The organism is Kitasatospora sp. NPDC101183 (assembly GCF_044767945.1).
Lineage (GTDB): Bacteria > Actinomycetota > Actinomycetes > Streptomycetales > Streptomycetaceae > Kitasatospora.
In genome coordinates, this window is the sequence record NZ_JBIWOW010000049.1 from 15,560 (window position 1) to 34,696 (window position 19,137).

The window sequence follows — 19,137 nt, forward strand, 5'->3', positions numbered from 1 at the left end:
CGGGCGTGGGACCCGAACCCGAGGGTAGGCGCGGCGGCGCGGCGACCGGATTGGCCAACTGGGAGCGTTCCGCCCCGGGGCCACTCCATCCCGTCCTAGGCCTGTCTCATTCCTCGCCGGAACGCAGCGCCAGCCAGAGCTCCATCCGCACGTCCGTGTCGTCCAGCGACCGACCCAGCAGCTCCTCGACCCGGCGCATCCGGTAGCGCAGCGTGTGCCGGTGCACCCCCAGGTCCGCCGCGGCCGCGTCCCACTGACCGTGCCGGGACAGCCACGCCCGCAGCGAGGCCACCAGGTCGCCGCGCGCCGTCCGGTCGTGCTCGCGCAACGGCCGCAGCAGCCCCTCCGCGAAGGCCGTCACCGCGTCCTCGCCCAGCAGCGGCAGCAGCGAACCCGCGCCGACCTCCTCATGGTCCACCGACCGCCGGCCGCCGCGCAGCGCCACCGCCAGCGCCCGCTCCGCCTGCGCGTACGCCGTCCCGGCGTCCTCCAGCGCGGACGGCGCCGACACACCCAGCGACAGCCCCTCGTTCTCCTCCACCGCACCCAGGCACGCCCGGTGCACCGCGCCGTTGTCCAGCGCCAGCACCACCAGCCGCGGCCCGTGCGCCCCGTCCTCCCGCGACACCAGCAGCTTCTCGCCGACCCGGCCGCCCGCCTGCTCCGCGCGGTCCCCCAGCTCGCCCAGCGCCTCCGCCGCGTCCGCACTCGCCGAACCGGCCCCCGCCACCAGCACCCGCGCCGTACCCTCCGGCAGCCCGCCGAACAGCCCCGCCGCCACCTGCCGCGCCGTCGCCACCTCCCCGGCCAGCACCATCCGCAGCAGCGCCGCGCCCATCCGCTCCTCCGCCTGCCGCAGCTCCCGCGAGCGCTCCAGCGTGAGGGTCAGCAGCGCCACCGCCGCGTTCAGCACGTACCGCTCGGTCGGCGTGATCCGGTCCTCGGTCCCCACCGCCAGGAAACCCCGGGCCCGCCGGTCCGCCCCCAGCGACTGGACCACCACGTAGTCCTCGTCCGCCGTGTCTATCCCCGGCGACCGCCCCTGCAGCGCCGCACTCGACGGCGCCGGACGCCGCCGCAGCCGGTCCACCTCCGCCGCCAGCCGCCCCGCCCGCCGCGCCGCCCAGTCCGGCGCCACCACCGACAGCGCCCCCGACCCGTCGTACAGCGCCGCCCAGCCGCCCAGCCGCGCCGCCAGCCGGCGCACCACGGCCGTCGTGCCGTCCTTGCCCAGCGCCGCCCGGGTCAGCTCCTCCTGCGCCTCGAAGCTCGTCGTCACCGCCTCGTACTGCTCCGCGGCCAGCGCCGCCGACACCACCTTGCTGATCGCGATGAACGGCGTCGGCTCCGGCACCCGCAGCAACGGCAACCCCCGCTGCTGCGCCGCCTCCACCAGCGGCTGCGGCACCTCCGTGTGCGACAGCCCCACGCCCAGCCCCAGCCCCACCACCCCGGCGTCGGCCAGCCGGTGCACGTACGCCTGCAGCCGCGCCGCCGTCCGGCCCAGCTTGATCCCGGTGGTCAGCAGCAGCTCGCCGCCCTCCAGGAACGGCGTCGGATCGTCCAGCTCACTGGTGTGCACCCAGCGGACCGGCCGCTCCAGGTGGTCCGCACCGGCGAGGACCGTCAGATGGAGCGAACTGTTGCGGACGACGGAGGCGAGTGTGGGGGGCATGGCACCTTCGAGGGATTTCCACCTGACCGCGCCGTTGCGGCCGGGCGAGGAGAGGGATGTGGGACTGATGAGGGTCTCTCCCCTTCATTATGGACGCCCCGGACAACCCGCACTGCCGAATCCACCTTCGAGGCGACTTCCCCCGCCCGCTCAGCCCCGCAGGTCCACGAGCAGCGGCGGCACCTGCTCCCCCGACACCGCCGTCAGCGACACCACCGCGTGCCCCGCCGGCAACGCGTGCGCCAGATCCGACGGCGACCACCGCAGCCGCTCCACGTCCCGCGTCGTCACCGACTCCGTCTGCGCGGTGGTACCCGACAGCGCCTTCCGCCCCAGCCTGCCGGCGCGACGGACGACGCCGCCGGAGGTGTCGGGGGTGTGGGTGACCGCCGTCTCCTGCACCAGGTGGGTGCCCCAGGCCTCCGAGAACAGCCGGCCGTCCCACGGCGCGATCCCCGGAAAGGCCATCCGGCAGCCGACCGCGCCGAACAGCGGCGCCCGCAGCGCCTCGGGCAGGTCCACCAGGGTGCGCAGCAGCAGCACCGCGCCCGCGTTGGCCCCGCGCAGCCGCTGCAGACCGCGCACGGCCAGGGCGTCCAGCGCGGCCGAGGCGTCGTCCACCACCAGCCCGGCGAACAGCGAACGGTCCTCGCGGGCCCCGGCCGCCTGCACGAACTGGCCCACCACCAGGCGCGACAGCATCCGGGCCGCCTCCGGGTGGCTGCGCTCCGGCAGCTTCACCCGCACGCGCAGCGGGTGGTCCAGGACGCGCATGGCGAACGGGGGGCGGCCGGTGCCGTCCGTGGCGAAGGCGCCCTCGAAGGCGGGCCGGTCCAGCAGGGCCAGCCGGTCCGCGAGCAGCGCCCCCGGGTCGTCCGCGCGGCCGCGCTGGCGCTCGCGGTGCTCCAGGTCCCGCTCGTACACCGACAGCCTGCCGGCCGCCCCGAGCGCCTTCACCAGCGCCCCCAGCGCGTCCGGCTCCCCGGCCAGCAGGGCGCGCAGCTCGCGCACGCCCGGGTAGCGGCCGTGCGCGGCGTGGAACGGGCCCACCACCTGCTGCAGCGCCGTACGGGAGTTCTCGGCGCGGGCCGTCAGCTCGTCCGGGAGCAGCGCGTCGGCCAGCCGGGCCGCGCCCTCGTCCGGGTCCAGCGCCGCGCCGTACAGGTCCAGCCCGTACACGGAGGAGGAGTCGCCCGGGGCGATCACCACGTCGTACCAGCCGTCCGGGCCGAGGTCGGCGTCCGACGCCCCGACGACGACCGCGCAGGCGGTGCCGGACAGCGCCTGGAGACACAGCGCCTCGGCCACCGGGCGGGCCAGGCGCGCCGTCTTCCCGGTGCCCGCGGGGCCCACCGCCAGCAGGGAGGTGCCCAGCACCGTCTGGTCCAGGGCGAAACCGGCCGAGCGGTGGCCGAGGGGGTTCTTGGGCACGTCCTGGGCGGTGCCGATCCGCACCTGGGCCGTCAGCAGGTCGTGCTGCTCGGCGCGCCCGGGCAGCTCGCGCACCTCCGAGGGGTGCGCGAAGGCCGCCGCGCCGCGCGCGGCCACCTGCTCGACGAAGGCGGGCACGAACACGTGGTCGGCCTGCGCCGACTCCCAGGCCCGCTGGATGCGCACGTAGTCGACGTCGCCGACCGGCTCACCGTCCAGCCGCGCCGCCGCGGCGGCCGCCCCGCCCCGGCGCAGCCCGTCCCACGGGTCCCGCCGCCCGGCCTCCGCGACCGGCGCCTCCTCCTGCTGCCGGGTGGGCTGCTCCTGCGTCACCGTCCGCGACAGCAGCGGCGCGGCGTACCGGCGCCACACCTCGGTCCAGCGGCCCATGCGGCCGAATACTTTGACGACGATGCCGATGACCACGACGTTGACCACGAGGAGCGTGAACATGGCTTCGGCCTCGGAGGGCGAGGCGAGCGGTCCGATGCCCGCTTGTCCGCCGAACCACACCAACACGTACGTCAGAACCTGTGTTCCGTACAGATAGGCGAACCACCCCACCACCGCGTTCAGCCCCGCCCGGAGCAGCAGCGGCCAGGCCGCGACCCGGGCCGCTTCCGACTTGTCGGGGTCGATCCGACGGTAGCCGAGCCGGAAGACGCCGGGTTCGGCGGCGGGGCGGGGGGCGCAGGCCCAGGCGGGGAGGTCGAAGGCCGGGGGCCCCGGGCGTTGGTGGGGGAGGTGGGTGGGGGGGCTGGTGGTGGTGTGGTCGCCGTGGTGGTGTGCCCCGTCCTGTGCCATGTACGGCCCCGCTCCCTCGCACGCCCGGCCCGACCGTCGTCGGTGCCGCCATACCCATGCCGCCGCGTCGGCGACACGCCCGCGCTCAGGGTAGTGGAGCGGGGTTCCTGGGTAGGCGCGGCGGGCGTGCTGGCCGTGCCGGACAAGTCGGACGGCGCAGTGCTACCGAGTGGCGCATGCCCGGCCGTCGGGGGCGGCCGTAGCCTGCGAAGCACCGAGCCGAGAAGTCTGGAGAACCCCATGAGCGCCGCAACGCCGCTCCCGCAGGAGCGCCGTCTGGTCACCGCGATCCCCGGTCCGAAGTCGCAGGAGCTGCAGGCCCGCAAGCTGGGTGCGGTGGCGGCCGGCGTCGGCACCACCCTGCCGGTGTACGTGTCCCGTGCCGGCGGCGGTGTGCTGGAGGACGTGGACGGCAACTCGCTGATCGACTTCGGTTCCGGCATCGCCGTGACCAATGTCGGCAACAGCGCCGAGGCCGTGGTGGCCAGGGCGACCGAGCAGCTGGCCGCCTTCACCCACACCTGCTTCATGGTGACCCCGTACGAGGGTTACGTCGCGGTCGCCGAGCAGCTGAACGAGCTGACCCCGGGCGACCACGAGAAGCGCACCGCGCTGTTCAACTCGGGCGCCGAGGCGGTCGAGAACGCGGTGAAGATCGCCCGCGCCTACACCAAGCGCCCCGCCGTCGTGGTGTTCGACCACGGCTACCACGGCCGCACCAACCTGACCATGGGCCTGACGGCGAAGAACATGCCGTACAAGCAGGGCTTCGGCCCGTTCGCCCCGGAGATCTACCGGGTGCCGGTGGCCTACCCCTACCGCTGGCTGACGGGCTCCGAGAACTGCGCCGCCGAGGCCGCCGCGCAGGCGATCGAGGTCATCACCAAGCAGATCGGCGCCGAGAACGTCGCCGCGATCATCATCGAGCCGATCCAGGGCGAGGGCGGCTTCATCGAGCCGGCCAAGGGCTTCCTGCCGGCGATCGTGGAGTTCGCGAAGGCGAACGGCATCGTGTTCGTCGCCGACGAGATCCAGACCGGCTTCTGCCGCACGGGCCAGTGGTTCGCCTGTGAGGACGAGGGCGTCGTCCCGGACCTGATCACCACCGCCAAGGGCATCGCCGGCGGTCTGCCGCTGGCCGCGGTGACCGGTCGCGCCGAGATCATGGACGCCGCGCACGCGGGCGGTCTGGGCGGCACCTACGGCGGCAACCCGGTGGCCTGCGCCGCCGCGCTGGGTGCCATCGAGACGATGAAGGAGCAGGACCTCGTCGGCAAGGCGCAGCACATCGGCGAGGTCATGCTCGGCCGTCTGCGGGCCATGCAGGAGAAGTACGCCACCTCCGATCGAGTCTGCATCGGCGAGGTGCGCGGGCGCGGCGCCATGATCGCCGTCGAGCTGGTGAAGCCGGGCGGCAAGGAGGCGGACGCGGAGGCCACCTCGGCCATCGCCAAGGCCTGCCACGCCGAGGGCCTGGTCGTCCTGACCGCCGGCACCTACGGCAACGTGCTGCGCTTCCTGCCGCCGCTGGTGATCCCGGAGCACCTCCTCAACGAGGGCCTGGACATCCTGGAGAGCGCCTTCGCCGCCGTCTGAGCGGTGACGGCCTCCAGGTCGTGACCCCCTTCCGGAGGGTTGTCCGGACAGCGCTGAACGGCCCGCGGGGACTCCTGTCCCCGCGGGCCGTTCGGTCGCGCGGAGGCGGAACGGGGGAGGAACGGGGCGGAACCGGGGCCTCCCGGGCGGGGTGAAGATGATGTGGGGAATCGCTGAAGGCGCTCGGCGCGGAAGGGCTGTTGACGTAGTGTCATCGCAGATGGACAGCGAGCCCACGCCATCGAGAGGCCGATCGACCGACCGCCCGACCCACACCCCCCGGGGCGCGCGGAGCGGCGATCATCAGAGCCGCCCCGGAGCCATCCCCCCGGCTCCGGGGCGGCTGTCCGCTGTCCCGGCCCGGGTGGCCCGGTCGGTGGCGGTTCCGGTGACGGCGGCCCTGGTGCTGCTGGCCGTGTCCTGGCAGGTGGCCGTGGACGGCCCGCTGCTCGGGGTGGACCGTGCCGTCCGGCGGGCGGTGCACGGGGCCCGTCCGAACTCCCTGCTCGACCCGCTCGGCCACGCGCTCTCCGACCTGGGCAGCAGCCTCCCCGCGATCCCGGTGCTGCTGGCGGCCGGGCTGCTGGCCGCCCGGTGGTGGCGCCGGGCGGGGGCGGCGCGCTGGTGGACGCCGCTGCCGGTGGCGGCGCTGACGGCGGTGCTGATCCCGCTGCTGGTGGTCCCGGCGAAGGCGGCGTTCGCCCGTCCTGGCCCGCTGGGCGATCCGCTGGAGCCGGGCCAGTGGGGCTGGTACCCGTCGGGGCACACGGCGACGGCCTCGCTGTCGTACGGCGTGGCGGCGCTGCTGCTGGCCCGGGCGGCGCGGCCGCGGACGGCCCGGTGGCTGGCGGCGGGCGCCGCGCTGCTGGCACTGGGGGTGGGCGCCGGGCTGGTGTGGAGCGACTACCACTGGCTGCTGGACGTGGCGGCGAGCTGGTGCCTGGCCGCCCTGGTGCTGTGGGCGCTCGACCGGTGGCTGCCCCGGCCGGGCGCCGCGGCGCCTCAGGCCTCGGGGGCCTCGTCGTTGCGGTGAACCATGCCGGGCTCGCCGTTGTCGCGCTGCCAGGCGACGACGAGTTCGTCGCGGGCGCCGAAGCGGACGAGGTGGCGGCCGACGACGTCCTCCAGGCCGGGCAGGTTCTCGCGCTCGCCCTCGACGACGAGCAGCAGGGCGTCCGGCGCGGCCTCCAGGGTGGCGGTTCCTGCGCCGAAGACCAGGGTGCCGCGGCCGGTCTCCTCGGAGAACGTGGCCTCGATCTTGCGGCCCATGTGGGCGGCGAGCTGCTTGGCGTAGCGGGCGGAGCGGTCGGTGGCGACGCGCGCCTCGGAGCGGGGCATGGGCCCTCCAGGGTCGGGGAGGGGAAGTTAGGGTCCCCTCACTTGGACTCACGCTAGCGCAGATACTGAGTCTGACTCAACATCTTTCCGGCCGATGCCGTGCCCCGCCCCTCCGGCGGCCTGCGTGGGCCCGGACCGGCGCCGATACGCTTGGGCGGACGCCTGCCGAGGAGACCCGCCCATGACCACCACGCCGACCGGCTCCCCCGGTGGCTCCCCCGTCGGCGACCAGGCCGCCGACCAGGCCTCGTTCCAGGCCGCCGACGCCGCCGAGCTCGCGGACGCGATGACCCGGGCGATCAAGCGCATCCGCCGCCGCACCAGCGAGCGGCTGGAGCCGTACGGCCTCACCCCCGGCCAGGGGCGCGCCCTGCGCACGCTGGCCCACGCCCCCGGCTGCGAACTGCCGGACGCGATGCGGCTGAGCGACCTCGCCGACAAGCTGCACATCGCCCCCCGCTCGGCGACCACGGTGGTGGACGCCCTGGAGGAGGCGGGCCTGGTCGAGCGCAGCCCCGACCCGGCCGACCGGCGGGCCGTGCGCATCCTGCTCACCGAGGCCGGGCGGGCCGCCGTGGAGCGGATCGGCCAGGTCAGGGACGAGGTGGCGCAGGAGTACTTCGGCGAGGTGAGCCCCGACGACCAGGCCGTGGTGCTGCGGGCGCTGCGCTCGGCCGAGGCCCGGTTCCTGGCGGAGGGCCCGCCGCGCCGCCCGGCGCACCCGGGGCGCTGAGCCGCGCCTGAGCTCAGGCACCCGCTCAGGTGGCCAGGCCGATGACCAGCCACATGAAGCCGACCCCGGCGAGGGTGCACAGCAGGGTGCTGCGGGAGGGGTGCGGGCTGTGCGCCTCGGGGAGGATGTCGGAGGTCGCCAGGTAGAGCAGGAAGCCGGAGAAGAAGCCCAGGTAGAGGCCGAGCAGGTGCTCCGGGATGGTGAAGGCCAGGGTGATCGCGGCGCCGGAGACCGGGGCGAGGGCGTCGGCGGCGAGCAGGGTGAGCGCGCGGCGGCGGTTGTTCCCGTAGAGCCGGGTGATCGTGTACGTGTTGAAGCCGTCCGCGAAGTCGTGGGCGACCACCGCGATGGCGACGACGGTGCCGACCGTGGTGCCGGCCTGGAAGGCGGCGCCGATCGCGAAGCCGTCCATCACGCTGTGGCCGACGAGCGCGAACGCGGCGGTCAGGCCGACGCCCTGGTGCCGGTCGCGGTGGCCGTGCCCGTGCTGGTGGCCGTGGGTGTGGGCGGCGTACTCGCCCTCGTGGCCGCGGTGGATGGCGACGGCCCGCTCGACCACGTGGATGGTGAGGAACCCGGCCGCGAAGAGCAGCAGCGCCTGCGGCACCCCGTGAATCTCCTCGGGGGCCTGGCGCAGGGCCTCGGGCAGCAGGTCGAAGACGACGACGCCGAGCATCAGGCCGGCGGCGAAGCCCAGGACGAGGTGGCGGCGGTCACGGGTGCGCTGGGCGACGAAGCCGCCGATCAGCGTCATCAGGAACGCCCCGGCGGCGACGGCCACGGCGGTCATCGGCCCGCCTCCGCCGACGGCCCGGCACCTTCGTGTGGTCTGCCCATTCCTCTCCCCCCGGGGTCCGCCCGTGGTCGGGCCGACGGCCGACCGTACCGGACGGCCGTTCGAGCGGGATCGCCAGGGTGCCGTCGCCCGGACGGCCCCGAGGCCCAGCCTCCGGCCGGGCGGGGGTGGGGCGCCCGCCGGGCGGGCCGTCAGGGTGAGGGGGAGTCGGTCATCCGGCGGTGAGGGGCAGGCCGAGGTGGGTGCGGGCGAGTTCGCGCAGGCCGTCGCCGTCGATGAGGTGGAGGTGGCGGTGGTCCTCCCCCGCCGTGAGGTCCAGGGCGTCCTCGGCGAAGCGGCCGGTGGTCAGCCGCAGGCCGCGTTCGGCGGATTCCTCCTGGACGGCCTCGCCGAGGGTGGCGATCTGCTCGGCGGTGACGGGTTCGGCGCCCCGGGAGGCCCAGACCACCCAGCGGCCGGGCAGCGCGCTGGCGGGCGCGCCCTCGGCGGTGGCGACCAGACCGGCCGGGCCGCGCAGGCGCACGCTCCACTCGGCGAGACCGCCGCGGGTGAGCAGGTCGCGGACCAGCTGGGCGAACTCGTTGGCGGACAGGTCCGCCGCGGCGGGCACGGTGGCCCCGGCCAGGGCGGCGGGCTGCACGGCCGTGCGGGCGTACGGGTCCGGGGTGACGGCGGCGCCGAGCTGACGCAGCCGTACGAGGGCCTCGTCCTGCTCGGCGTCGGCGTAGACGCCCTCGTCGTCGCGCTCCTCGTACGGCGCGGCGGGCGGCAGCAGCCGGGTGCGGGCCAGCGCGTCGCGGTCGGCGTCCACGCTGACCAGGCAGAGCGGGCCGTCCGCGCCGGGTTCGCGCAGCCAGCCGTTGAGGACGACGCCGGCGAGTATCTCGTCGGTGTCGACGGCGTCGGCGGCCTGGAGGGCGCGCAGCGCGAGGCGGGCGACGAGGCGCAGGTAGTCGGTGGCGCGGTCCGCCGGGGGCCGGGGCACCGGGACGATGTCGCCGGCGGGGTCGAGCCGGTAGCCGGTGAGCGAGGGGACGAGGTCCAGCGGCGGCAGGTCGAGGTCGAGGACGGCGGTGCGGGTGAGCGGGCGGAAGACGGCCCGGCAGGGGGCGGGGAGGTCCTGGGTGGCGGTCTCGGCGGCGGCCAGCGCCCGCTCCATCAGCGATTCGACGGCGGCGGGCTCGGCCTGCCGGTAGGCCCGACGGCACTCCTCCAGGCTCTCGTTGTACTCCTGGACGGCGCGGGAGCGGGCCTCCTCGGCGGCCTGGTGGGCGCGCCGGGCGTCGTCGACGGCCGGGCTGCCGGCCTCGGCCCGGCGGGTGCGCCACTCGCGCAGGGCGCGCTGGTGGGTGAGCCGGGCCTGGGCCAGCTCCCGCTGGTAGCCGGAGTCGAGGAGGCGGCGGGTGGGGGCGGCCTCCGGGTCGGCGGCGGGAGGTTCGGCGGGGGCGAAGTCCTCCCAGCGGGGCTCGGCCTCCGCCTCGGCGACGGGCCCGTCGGCCGGGTAGGGACGGGGTTCGTAGTGGCGCAGCTGGCTCTCGAAGTCCATGGCCGAGACGGGCAGGGCGGCGCGGCGCAGCAGGTCGGCCAGCCGGTCGTGCTCGGCCCGGACGGTGACGGTGCGGTGGTGGGTGAGGGCGGCGGCGCGGGCGTGGGCGGCGACCGCCTCGTCCGGGCCGTCGCCCTTCGCGGGGGCCTCCGGGCCGGCGGGCGTGCCGAGGCCGGCCTCCGGGCCGACCTCGACCCCGGGGTCGGCGCCGAGGTCGCGGAACACCGAGGCGAGGAAGCCGGGTTGGGGGATCTCGACGGTGGCGGTGCCGTCGGGCTGGCCGTCTGCTGAGTACTGCATCGGTGGTCGTTCCCCCATGCTCGTCCGGCACCTGCCCGGGGCCGTCGTCGGCCGTGCGGCCCCGCCCCTGCCGGACATTGTCCACCGAACGCGGCCCGGTGGTCAGCCAAGCCTCCCAGTTCGTCGCGGTGCTGATGGGTTTCGGCCGGGCGCCGGGCGGCGCCCGGCCGGTCGGGGTCAGTTGGTGCGGGTGTTGGTGAGGTGCAGGCCGATGTAGCCGACGTAGATCCGGCCGCTGCCGGAGCAGTCGTCGAGGTAGTGCAGCCGGGGCGCGGTGCGGCCGCCGCCGATGCGCAGGTGGGCGCCCATGAAGGCGCGGCGGGAGGCGTCCACGAACTCCGGGACCGGCAGCATCCGTTCGCGCTTCCACTTGGTGTGGCTGAACACCGTGCGGGACTCCCCGCGTACGGCCTTGCGCGGCGGGAAGTGGTGGCAGCCGTCGGGGGTGTGCTCGCACCACTGCTTGAAGTCCCCGCGCGCGGCGCCGCGTACGGCCGCCTCGGCGTACTCCTGGAGGGCGGTGAGGCCGTCCCAGGTGAGGCGGGCCCAGCCGGCGCCGGCGCAGCGGAGTTCGTCGAGGGCGAGCGCGGCCTTCTGGTCCCCGGTGAAGCTGAGGAGGGGGAACTCGCCGAGTCTGGCCATGAGTTCGGTGAAGGTGCCCGGCTTGCCCTCCGGGTCGGACGGCCCGGCGGGCTGCGCGGCGCGGGCGGCGGAGCCCGGGGCGGCGGCGGTGCAGTGGCGGCCGGTCAGGGCCCTGGCGGCGGAGCGCAGGCGGCCTTCATGGGTCTCGCGCACCTCGCGGCGGTCCTGCCGCTCCTGGCGCAGGGTGTGCCGGACGCGCTCCAACTCGTCGGCCCTGGCCTGCTGTTCGGCCCGGTCCTGCCGTTCCTCGCGGGCCAGTGCGGCCTCCTGGCCCCCGGGAGGGGTCGGCGGCGCGGCCGTGACGCGCAGGACGGGGACGGCGGCGAGCGTCGGCGGCAGCGGCAGGTCGGCGGCGAGCCGGCGCGGCTCGCGGGCGATCATCGCGGCGGCGCGGCGCACGTCCTCCTCTATTCGGCCCCGGACGAGCACCGGGTGCCGGGCGCCGTCCTGCCGGGAGGCCGGGTCGACCTCGGGCAGGTAGGTGCGCACGGCCCCGCCGTAGACGCTGTGGTACTCCAGCGCGACGTTGAAGCCGACCCGGGCCTCGGCGTCCAGCACGTAGGCGGTGGCCAGGCCGGGCAGTTGGCGGCACAGGGGGCGGACGACCCGCTCGACCCACTCGTCGAGCGGCTGGTTCACCGGGACGCTGGCGACCACGGTGGGCAGCCGGCGCTCCGGATCGCAGAGCTCGTCGATCAGGTCGTCGACCTCTCCGGCCGTGACCACCTTGGGGCCGGGGTGGACGGCGGCCGGGCCGTCGGTGGCGTCCAGCAGCGGCAGGAGCGTGCGGGCCAGGTCGGGCACCGGCACCCGGCAGGGGGTGCGGACGCCGCTGCCGGTGCTGTGCGTCTCGGCCTCCAGCCGGACCCAGGTGGGGCCGCCGGCGGCGGTGGCCACGGTGAGGGTGAGCTGACGGGTGCCGTGCGGGGCCGGGGTGCGCAGGCGGCGGCGGTCGTAGCGCCCGGAGGCCGCGCCACCGCGCAGCGGACCCTGGTCGCGGTCGAGCAGGATGCGGTCGCCGAGCCTGAGGCGTTCGGCGGCGGGATGTCGGCCGGGCTCCCCCACGATGGTGCCGGGGGTCGGCGGGGGCTCCTCGCAGCCCTCCTCCTTGAGCCAGGAGGCGAGTCTCCCGTCGGCCAGGGCGACGGCCTCGGCGTGCGGGAGGGTGGTGGTGACGGTCATCCGGTACGGCGTCGCGGACCCGCGGGGCCCGGGCAGGTCGGCGCCGGTGTGCGTCGGGAAGCGGTCTGAGGCCATGCGCGTACCTCCGTGGTGCGGCGTGGGGTCTGGTGTCCTCCATCGATGGGTCATTCGTCCGGTTCTGCCGGAACCTTGCTCAGGAAACGCCACAACCCGGAGCCGAAGTTCCGAGTCCGGGGTACGTCCCTACGTTCGGGTGAATCTGTTCAAGCCGCCGTCCGCGTGGCGCGGCCCCTCGGTGACGGGGAGCGACCGGCCTCAGCCGTCCGCGGGGGCGCTGCGGCTCCAGGCGGGCTCGGGGACGGGCACGGCCAGCGGGCGGCCCTGGGGGGCGGCGTAGCTCGCGATCAGCACCACCGGGTCCGTCCCGAGGTTGCGGCCCTGGTGGACGTGGCGCGGCCCGGCCTCCTCGACCAGGGACTCCCCCGCGCGGCTCACCACGGTCCGTCCGTCGTGCAGCGTGCGGGTCAGCGTGCCGGAGAGCACCACCACGTCGACCCGGCCCGGGTGGTAGTGCCAGCCGGTGCCGGCGCCCGGGGGCAGGGTGATGGTCTGGACGTGGGGCATGGCGGACTCGGCTTCCTGCTTCCCGTTTCCGGACCGGCGATCTCCCGAACCGGCGGCCGGATCAGGCTAGGCAGGCGCGCGGTGGGGCCGTAACGGGCCCGGGACGACTGGCCGAATCTGTGTCCGAAAATCGGTGCGGGCCGGTGCCGTCGGCGAGGAGGGTGCGGTCGGCGCGGGGGGTGCGCCACCCGCTCGGACCGGCACCGCTCGGACCGACGCCGCTCGGACCGGCACCTCTCAGACCTGCACCGCTCGGACCGACGCCGCTCGGACCGGCACCTCTCAGACCGGCACCTCGACGAAGGTGCGCCCGGCCGGGACGGCGACCGAGGTGCCGCCCGTCGCCTCGGCCAGCCAGGTGTGGAACTCCGCGACCTCCGGCTCCGGCACGCCCACCTCGATCCGGACCCCGGCGGCCTCGTACTCCAGGCCGCTCACCGCGTACCCGGCGGCCCGCAGGTCGTTCTCCACCCGCCCGGCCCGGACGTGGTCGGCCGTCACCGCGAGCAGCGCGACCGGCCGCCGCTCCAGCAGGCCGATCCCGTCCACCGCCTCCGACACCGCGCTCCCGTACGCCCGCACCAGGCCGCCCGCGCCGAGCTTGATGCCGCCGAAGTACCTGGTCACCACGGCGGCGGTGTCGGTCAGCCCGCGCCGGCGCAGCACCTCCAGCATCGGCACGCCGGCCGTGCCGCCGGGCTCGCCGTCGTCGCTGGAGCGCTCGCGGCGCTGGTCGTCGCCGACCACGAAGGCGGTGCAGTTGTGCCGGGCGTCCCAGTACTGCTTGCGGATGCCGGCGATGAAGGCCTGGGCCTCCTCCTCGTCGGCGACCCGGGCGAGGTGGCAGATGAACCGGGACTTCTTGATCTCGATCTCGTGGCTGCCGGCCCGCCGGATGGTGAGGTACGGCCTGGCGGTGGGTTCCGGCGTGGCGGACATGCGCGGTGGTTCTCCCGGGAGCGGCGAAGGCTGGCGGCGCGCCCCGTGGGTGCGGGGCGGCACCGCCAGCCTAGTTGGCGCTCCGGATGCGGCTCCTGGAGGCCGTCGGGCGTCAGCGGCCGGCGAGGGTGTCCAGGCGGGCGCGGTCGAGGCCGGTGAGCGCGGCGACCTCGGCGGGGTCGACGGCGCCGCAGTCCAGGCCGCGCAGCAGGTAGCCGCTGAGCGCGCGGGCGGTGGCCGGCTCGTCCATGACGTCCCCGCCCGCCTTGGCGACGTACGCGGCCAGCCGGGCGGCGGCGGCCTCCAGGCCCTCCCGGTAGAAGGAGTAGACGGCGGCGTAGCGGGTGGGCAGGTGGGCGGGGTGCATGTCCCAGCCCTGGTAGTAGGCGCGGGCCAGGGAGCGGCGGACGAGGTCGTGGTGGAGCTTCCAGGCGGCGTGGACGCGCTCGGCGGGGCCGGTGGGGATCACGTTGGTCGAGCCGTCCGAGAGGCGGACGCCGGTGCCGGCCGCGGCGACCTGCATGACGGCCTTGGCGTGGTCGGCGACCGGGTGGTCCATGCTCTGGTAGGCCGCGCCGACGCCGCAGGAGGCGCTGTAGTCGAAGGTGCCGTAGTGCAGCCCGGTGGCGCGGCCCTCGGCGGCCTCGATCATCCGGGCGACGGTGGCCCGGCCGTCGGCGCCGAGGATCGCCTGGGTCGTCTCGATCTGGATCTCGAAGCCGATCCGGCCCTCCGGCAGTCCGGCCCGGCGCTCGAAGTCCTCCAGCAGCCGGACCAGGGCGGTGACCTGCTCGGCGTAGGTGACCTTGGGGAGGGTGAGGACCAGGCCGTCGGGGAGGCCGCCCTCGGCCAGCAGCGTGGCGAGGAACAGTTCCAGGGTGCGGATGCCCCGGGCGCGGACGGGCGCCTCCAGGCACTTGACGCGGATGCCGACGTACGGCGGGACCGTGCCCCCGGCCACCGCGGCGGCGACCAGGCGGGCGGCGCGGACGGCGTCGGCGTCCTCCTCGGCGTCCGGGCGGGGGCCGTAGCCGTCCTCGAAGTCGATCCGCAGGTCCTCGACCGGCTCGCGCTCCAGCTTGGCGCGGACCCGGGCGTGCACGTCGGCCAGCAGGGCGTCCTCGGGGACGCCGAGGGCGCGGGCCAGGTCGGCCGGGGTGGCGGCGTGGGTGTCGAAGGCCTCCAGGGCCTGGCGGCCCCAGTCCCGTACGGTGTCGGCGCCGAAGGCGTCGGCCGGGACGTAGACGGTGTGCACCGGCTGACGGGTGCCCGGGTCGCCCGGGTAGCGGCGTGCCAGGTCGGTATCGACCGGGGCGAGCAGCGCCTCCACGGCGGCGCGGGCGTCGGCGGAGAAGGTGGCCCCGCCCGTGGGAGCCGTCGGACCGTGACCGTCGACCTCGACCTGGGACATCGCGTTCCCTCCATGCCGGACCAGCGCTTCAACAATTTGTTGAAGCGAAGGTAGCCCCGGCCGGGTCGGGCGTCAATGGCCCCGCGGGAGGCGGGGGTTCGGTCAGTCCCCCGGTCAGTCCTTCCCGGTCAGTCCCTTCCGGCGGCGGCGTAGCGCTGGTTCAGCTCCTGGGCGAGCTCCTCGACCTCCTTGGGGTGGACGGAGCCGTCCTGCCCCTTGCCGGTCGCGCCGTGCTCGATGGACAGCCAGTGGGCCAAGCTCCGGGCGTCGGGGTGCTGACCGTCGTGGGCGTCGACGTAGGAGACCAGGCCCTCGTACGCCAGATCGGGGTCGAGGCCCGTGGACGGGCGGCGCGGGGCGGGCCGCTCCTGCGGCTCGGACTCCACGAACGCCTCGGGGGCGGCGGCGGGCTCGGGCTCCTCGGCGGCCGGCGAGGCGCTGAACCAGGGCGAGCCCTGGCCGGGCGTCCGGGGGGCCGGGGCGGGCGGCTCGACGACGGCGCGGGGCTGGCGCGCCGTCCAGACGTCCGACACGTCGTCGCGCGGCTGGGCGGCCTCCTCCGGGGGCACGCCCTCCCGCTCGGCCGCCACGCGGTGGCGGGCGGCGGCCAGCTTCGCCAGCATCGACCCGGCGACCTCGACGGGCACCTGCGAGACGGGGGCCGGGGGCTGGGGGTGCTGCTGCTGCGCGGGGGCCTGCGCCGGGGTCGGGGCCGGGACCTGAGCCTGAGCCTGAGCCGGGACCTGAGCCGGGACCTGAGCCTGAGTCTGGGCTGCCGCCGGTACCTGGGCGGGCTCGGGCTGCTGCTGGGCCTCGGCCGGTTCCTCGGCGACCGTGGCCTCCGCAGCCTTCGCGGTCTTCGCCATGCTCACCGGCGCCGTGACAGGGCCGACGGCCGTGGCCGGGTGCTGCTCGCCGGTCACCCGCTCCCACACCGTCAGCTCGGCCTGGGGGTGGAGGACCTGGGGCTCCCGGGCCTCCGGGAGTTCGCGCTCGCGGCCCTCGTCGTCCAGCCGGTCGAGCAGCGCCGGGTCCAGCGGGACGCCGTACTTGGCCAGCTTGAGCGGAAGCAGCGCCTGGATCGGCGCCGACCGACGCCAGCCGCGGCCGTACCGGAAGCGCAGCTGCGCCCGGTAGACCAGGCGGTTCTGCTCCAGCCGCACGACCTCGTCGTAGGAGCGCAGCTCCCAGAGCTTCATCCGCCGCCAGAGCCGGAAGGTCGGCACCGGGGAGAGTATCCAGCGCATGACGCGGACCGACTCCATGTGGCGGTCCGCGGTGATCGCCGCGATCCGGCCCACCGCGTGGCGGGAGGCCTCCACCACCACCACGAAGAGCACCGGGATGACGGCGTGCATCCCCATCCCGAGCGGGTCGCCCCAGGAGGCGGCCGCGTTGAAGGCGATGGTGGCGACGGTCAGCAGCCAGGCGGTCTGGCGGAGCATCGGGAACGGGATCCGCAGCCAGGTCAGCACCAGGTCGAGCGCGAGGAGGACGACGATGCCGGCGTCGACCCCGATCGGGAAGGCGTAGGAGAAGGAGCCGAATCCTTTCTCCTGCGCCAGCTCGCGCACCGCGTTGTACGAGCCCGCGAAACCGATGCCCGAGATGATGAAGGCGCCGGCCGCGACCAGGCCGAGCAGAGCCCGATGGGCCTTGGTGAGCGTTGGGCGTGCCATTACGTCTATCAACCCCTGGATGTCGGCTGCGGCCCGTACGCTGCTCGGCGGCCGGTCCCCGCTTCGTCGGGCACCGGGCGGCGCGGAGCGTCCCTCCGGGCTCGGCCCACCGGAGTTTACTCGTACGCCTGTACCAGCGTTTCCGCAGCCTGGAACGTCACGGGGGAGGCCGTCAGGCGGCCCGGCCCGCCATGCCGTTGAGGTAGGCCAGCACGGCCAGCACGCGCCGGTTGGCGTCCTCGTCCGGGGCGAGTTCGAGCTTGGTGAAGATGTTGGCGATGTGCTTGGCCACCGCGCCGTCGCTCACCGAGAGCCGGGCGGCGATGGCCGAGTTGGAACAGCCCTCGGCCATCAGCTCCAGCACCTCCCGCTCGCGCGGGGACAGCCGCAGCAGCGGGCCCGGGCGGCGCGCGGTGGTCTCCATCAGCTTGGCGATCACGTCCGGGTCCATCGCCGTGCCGCCCGCCGCCACCCGGCGGACGGCGTCGATGAACTGCCCGGCGTTGAACACCCGGTCCTTCAGCAGGTACCCGATGCCGCCGGTGCCGTCCGCGAGCAACTCCCGGGCGTAGAGCTGCTGGACGTGCTGGGAGAGCACCAGCACCGGCAGGCCCCGGATCTCCCGCCGCGCGGCAAGGGCCGCCTGCAACCCCTCGTCGGTGAGCGTCGGCGGGAGCCGCACGTCGACCACGGCCACGTCCGGGCGGTGCGTCAGCAGGGCGTCCAGCAGTTCGGGGCCCGTCTCCACGGCGGCCGCGATGGTGAAGCCGTGCGCTTCCAGCAGCCGGATCAGGCCTTCGCGAAGGAGGTAGAGGTCCTCGGCGAGGACAACTCGCACGGCAACTCCAAGGTGATGGTGGTGGGACCGCCCGACGTACTGTCGATGGTGAGAACACCGTCGAAGGTACCCAATCGCCGCTCGATGCCGCGCAGTCCGCTCCCCTTCGACGGATCGGCCACGCCCACGCCGTCGTCCGTCACCGTGATCCGCAGGAACCCGGCCCGGTAGAGGATGTCCACCCAGGCCTGGTCCGCCTCCGAGTGCTTGGCGGCGTTGGCCACCAACTCGCAGACGCTGAAGTAGGCCGCCGCCTCCACCGGGGCCGGCAGGCGGTCCGGAAGGTCCACGCACACCTCCGTCGGCAGCGCGCAGTCCAGCGCCAACAGCCGGACGGCGTCGCCGAGTCCGCGCTCGGCGAGGACCGGCGGGTGTATCCCGCGCACGAGGTCCCGCAGTTCCTGCAGGGCGCGCTCGGAGGACTGCCGGGCCTCGGCGAGCAGGGTGCGCGCGGCGCCCTGGTCCGTCTCCATCAGGTGCTCGATCGTGCCCAGCGTCATGCCGATCGCCACCAGCCGGGCCTGGGCGCCGTCGTGGAGGTCCCGCTCGATCCGCCGCAGCTCCGCCGCCTGGTCGCCCACCGCGTCCGCCCGGGTCTCGGTCAGCTGGGCGACCCGCCTGGTCAGCTGGGCGTGCGAGGCCCGGCCGTCCTGGTCCAGCACCCGCCGGGCGACCAGCCCGTACGCCCGCACCGCCAGCGGTGCCATCAGCACCCCGCCCGCGATCAGGGCCAGGCCGACCACGAGGTTCATCACCGCCGTCCCCGGGTCCGGACTCGGCCGACCGCGACCGATGAGGTCCATCCAGAACGGCATGTAGTAGAGCCCCGCCAGCAGCAGGAAGGCCACCGGACCGGCCAGGGCGCCCACGGCCACCGGATTGACCACCAGCCAGAGGATCTCGCTCCTGGTCGCCTTGTCCCGGAACGCCCAGTGCAGCAGCTGCGCGAGCTTCGCCACCGTGTGGGAGCGGTGGTAGGAGTACCCCGTCCACCAGTGCCCTCGCTCGTCCGACTCCAGCTCCGGGCGGGGCCCGTAGACCACTGGCATCCGCACGCCGAACCAGCGCTCCAGCTGCCGGCGCGTACCCTCCGCCGTCCGGCGGACGAAGAGGCCGGCCACCACCGCGAGCGCGAGCAGCCCCGAGGCGAGGGCGAGGAACACCACCAGTTCGAAGCTGTGGAAGATCCCGACCGTGGCGGCCGCGCCCACCCAGCCCGCCAACAGCGGCAGCAGGAAGCCCGGCGCCGCCGCCAGCGACAGCACGGCCAGCCTCGCCAGCCCCCGACCGCCCGCCGTCAGGGCAGCCTCGGTCTGGGTGCGTACGGACGCACCACTCGTTCGAGTCTCTGTCGTCACGGGAGCTCCTGTTGCCGGGGTCGATCGTCGACTCTCAGTGTTCACGAACGACCCCGCGCGCACACTGGTCGTGCCACCCCAAATCCGGGGTGGACCTAACACCACCTGTCGGTGGACCGAGCAACACCGGGGCCGGCGGGAGCCGGAAATGCAGGACTGCGGAATACGAAATTGCCGGATTGCCGGATTGCCGGAAACGCAAAGAACCCCCGTCCGGGTCCCGGACGGGGGTTCTTCACAATGATTGTTCGGCGGCGTCCTACTCTCCCACAGGGTCCCCCCTG

15 protein-coding genes are annotated in these 19,137 nt (G+C 75.2%); 3 read left to right on the forward strand and 12 right to left on the reverse strand.

Features of this window, described 5'->3' with window-relative positions; translation table 11 throughout:
* Positions 1–106: 106 nt before the first annotated feature.
* Both ACIRRS_RS37240 and ACIRRS_RS37245 read right to left on the reverse strand, forming a co-directional pair.
* Positions 107–1,675 (reverse strand): PucR family transcriptional regulator, encoded by a 1,569-nt coding sequence (locus ACIRRS_RS37240; RefSeq protein ID WP_402981116.1) that lies wholly within the window; start codon positions 1,673–1,675, stop codon positions 107–109.
* A 150-nt stretch (positions 1,676–1,825) separates the two neighbouring features.
* Entirely contained in the window at positions 1,826–3,910 is a 2,085-nt protein-coding gene (locus tag ACIRRS_RS37245) for an ATP-binding protein (RefSeq protein WP_402981119.1), read from the reverse strand.
* Positions 3,911–4,150: 240 nt separating this feature from the next.
* Here ACIRRS_RS37245 and gabT point away from each other — a divergent pair, with 240 nt between their 5' ends.
* Positions 4,151–5,506, forward strand: a complete 1,356-nt coding sequence (gabT, locus tag ACIRRS_RS37250) for a 4-aminobutyrate--2-oxoglutarate transaminase (RefSeq protein WP_402981122.1) — start codon at positions 4,151–4,153, stop codon at positions 5,504–5,506.
* Between the two features lie 376 nt (positions 5,507–5,882).
* Entirely contained in the window at positions 5,883–6,539 is a 657-nt protein-coding gene (locus ACIRRS_RS37255) for a phosphatase PAP2 family protein (RefSeq protein WP_402981125.1), read from the forward strand.
* Here ACIRRS_RS37255 and ACIRRS_RS37260 read toward each other — a convergent pair.
* A complete protein-coding gene (locus ACIRRS_RS37260) occupies positions 6,509–6,844 on the reverse strand; it encodes a DUF2218 domain-containing protein (RefSeq protein ID WP_402981128.1) in 336 nt (111 codons plus the stop codon). The two genes, ACIRRS_RS37255 and ACIRRS_RS37260, sit on opposite strands and share 31 nt — an antisense overlap.
* 181 nt (positions 6,845–7,025) lie before the next feature.
* Here ACIRRS_RS37260 and ACIRRS_RS37265 point away from each other — a divergent pair, with 181 nt between their 5' ends.
* Positions 7,026–7,577 (forward strand): MarR family winged helix-turn-helix transcriptional regulator, encoded by a 552-nt coding sequence (locus ACIRRS_RS37265; RefSeq protein ID WP_402981131.1) that lies wholly within the window; start codon positions 7,026–7,028, stop codon positions 7,575–7,577.
* A gap of 25 nt (positions 7,578–7,602) precedes the next feature.
* Here the strand turns inward: ACIRRS_RS37265 and ACIRRS_RS37270 are convergent, their stop codons facing one another.
* The 9 genes from ACIRRS_RS37270 to ACIRRS_RS37310 all read right to left on the reverse strand — a co-directional run bounded on the left by ACIRRS_RS37270 (position 7,603) and on the right by ACIRRS_RS37310 (position 18,853).
* On the reverse strand, positions 7,603–8,367 hold the full coding sequence (locus ACIRRS_RS37270; RefSeq protein ID WP_402981134.1) for a ZIP family metal transporter: 765 nt from the start codon (positions 8,365–8,367) through the stop codon (positions 7,603–7,605).
* A gap of 217 nt (positions 8,368–8,584) precedes the next feature.
* On the reverse strand, positions 8,585–10,219 hold the full coding sequence (locus ACIRRS_RS37275) for a restriction endonuclease (protein WP_402981137.1): 1,635 nt from the start codon (positions 10,217–10,219) through the stop codon (positions 8,585–8,587).
* A gap of 177 nt (positions 10,220–10,396) precedes the next feature.
* On the reverse strand, positions 10,397–12,118 hold the full coding sequence (locus ACIRRS_RS37280) for a hypothetical protein (RefSeq protein ID WP_402981140.1): 1,722 nt from the start codon (positions 12,116–12,118) through the stop codon (positions 10,397–10,399).
* A gap of 201 nt (positions 12,119–12,319) precedes the next feature.
* The gene (locus ACIRRS_RS37285; protein ID WP_402981143.1) at positions 12,320–12,628 is read right to left on the reverse strand and encodes a cupin domain-containing protein; all 309 of its coding nucleotides are present in this window, start codon (positions 12,626–12,628) and stop codon (positions 12,320–12,322) included.
* Positions 12,629–12,910: 282 nt separating this feature from the next.
* Positions 12,911–13,567, reverse strand: a complete 657-nt coding sequence (locus tag ACIRRS_RS37290; protein WP_402981146.1) for a YigZ family protein — start codon at positions 13,565–13,567, stop codon at positions 12,911–12,913.
* A gap of 112 nt (positions 13,568–13,679) precedes the next feature.
* Positions 13,680–14,978: a DUF6986 family protein gene (locus ACIRRS_RS37295; protein ID WP_402981147.1), complete on the reverse strand. Its 1,299-nt coding sequence runs from the start codon at positions 14,976–14,978 to the stop codon at positions 13,680–13,682.
* Positions 14,979–15,106: 128 nt separating this feature from the next.
* Positions 15,107–16,657: a DUF2637 domain-containing protein gene (locus ACIRRS_RS37300; RefSeq protein WP_402981150.1), complete on the reverse strand. Its 1,551-nt coding sequence runs from the start codon at positions 16,655–16,657 to the stop codon at positions 15,107–15,109.
* A gap of 172 nt (positions 16,658–16,829) precedes the next feature.
* The gene (locus ACIRRS_RS37305; protein WP_402981153.1) at positions 16,830–17,495 is read right to left on the reverse strand and encodes a LuxR C-terminal-related transcriptional regulator; all 666 of its coding nucleotides are present in this window, start codon (positions 17,493–17,495) and stop codon (positions 16,830–16,832) included.
* The gene (locus ACIRRS_RS37310) at positions 17,447–18,853 is read right to left on the reverse strand and encodes a sensor histidine kinase (RefSeq protein WP_402981156.1); all 1,407 of its coding nucleotides are present in this window, start codon (positions 18,851–18,853) and stop codon (positions 17,447–17,449) included. Before ACIRRS_RS37310 ends, ACIRRS_RS37305 begins: the two co-directional genes overlap by 49 nt.
* Positions 18,854–19,137: the final 284 nt, after the last annotated feature.

What these genes read in the sequence shown, in the direction of transcription:
- ACIRRS_RS37240 (WP_402981116.1), bottom strand. Translation starts at nt 1,675, where the DNA reads ATGCCCCCCACACTCGCCTCCGTCGTCCGCAACAGTTCGCTCCATCTG.
- ACIRRS_RS37245 (WP_402981119.1), bottom strand. Translation starts at nt 3,910, where the DNA reads ATGGCACAGGACGGGGCACACCACCACGGCGACCACACCACCACCAGC.
- gabT (WP_402981122.1), top strand. Translation starts at nt 4,151, where the DNA reads ATGAGCGCCGCAACGCCGCTCCCGCAGGAGCGCCGTCTGGTCACCGCG.
- ACIRRS_RS37260 (WP_402981128.1), bottom strand. Translation starts at nt 6,844, where the DNA reads ATGCCCCGCTCCGAGGCGCGCGTCGCCACCGACCGCTCCGCCCGCTAC.
- ACIRRS_RS37265 (WP_402981131.1), top strand. Translation starts at nt 7,026, where the DNA reads ATGACCACCACGCCGACCGGCTCCCCCGGTGGCTCCCCCGTCGGCGAC.
- ACIRRS_RS37270 (WP_402981134.1), bottom strand. Translation starts at nt 8,367, where the DNA reads ATGACCGCCGTGGCCGTCGCCGCCGGGGCGTTCCTGATGACGCTGATC.
- ACIRRS_RS37275 (WP_402981137.1), bottom strand. Translation starts at nt 10,219, where the DNA reads ATGCAGTACTCAGCAGACGGCCAGCCCGACGGCACCGCCACCGTCGAG.
- ACIRRS_RS37280 (WP_402981140.1), bottom strand. Translation starts at nt 12,118, where the DNA reads ATGGCCTCAGACCGCTTCCCGACGCACACCGGCGCCGACCTGCCCGGG.
- ACIRRS_RS37285 (WP_402981143.1), bottom strand. Translation starts at nt 12,628, where the DNA reads ATGCCCCACGTCCAGACCATCACCCTGCCCCCGGGCGCCGGCACCGGC.
- ACIRRS_RS37290 (WP_402981146.1), bottom strand. Translation starts at nt 13,567, where the DNA reads ATGTCCGCCACGCCGGAACCCACCGCCAGGCCGTACCTCACCATCCGG.
- ACIRRS_RS37295 (WP_402981147.1), bottom strand. Translation starts at nt 14,978, where the DNA reads ATGTCCCAGGTCGAGGTCGACGGTCACGGTCCGACGGCTCCCACGGGC.
- ACIRRS_RS37300 (WP_402981150.1), bottom strand. Translation starts at nt 16,657, where the DNA reads ATGGCACGCCCAACGCTCACCAAGGCCCATCGGGCTCTGCTCGGCCTG.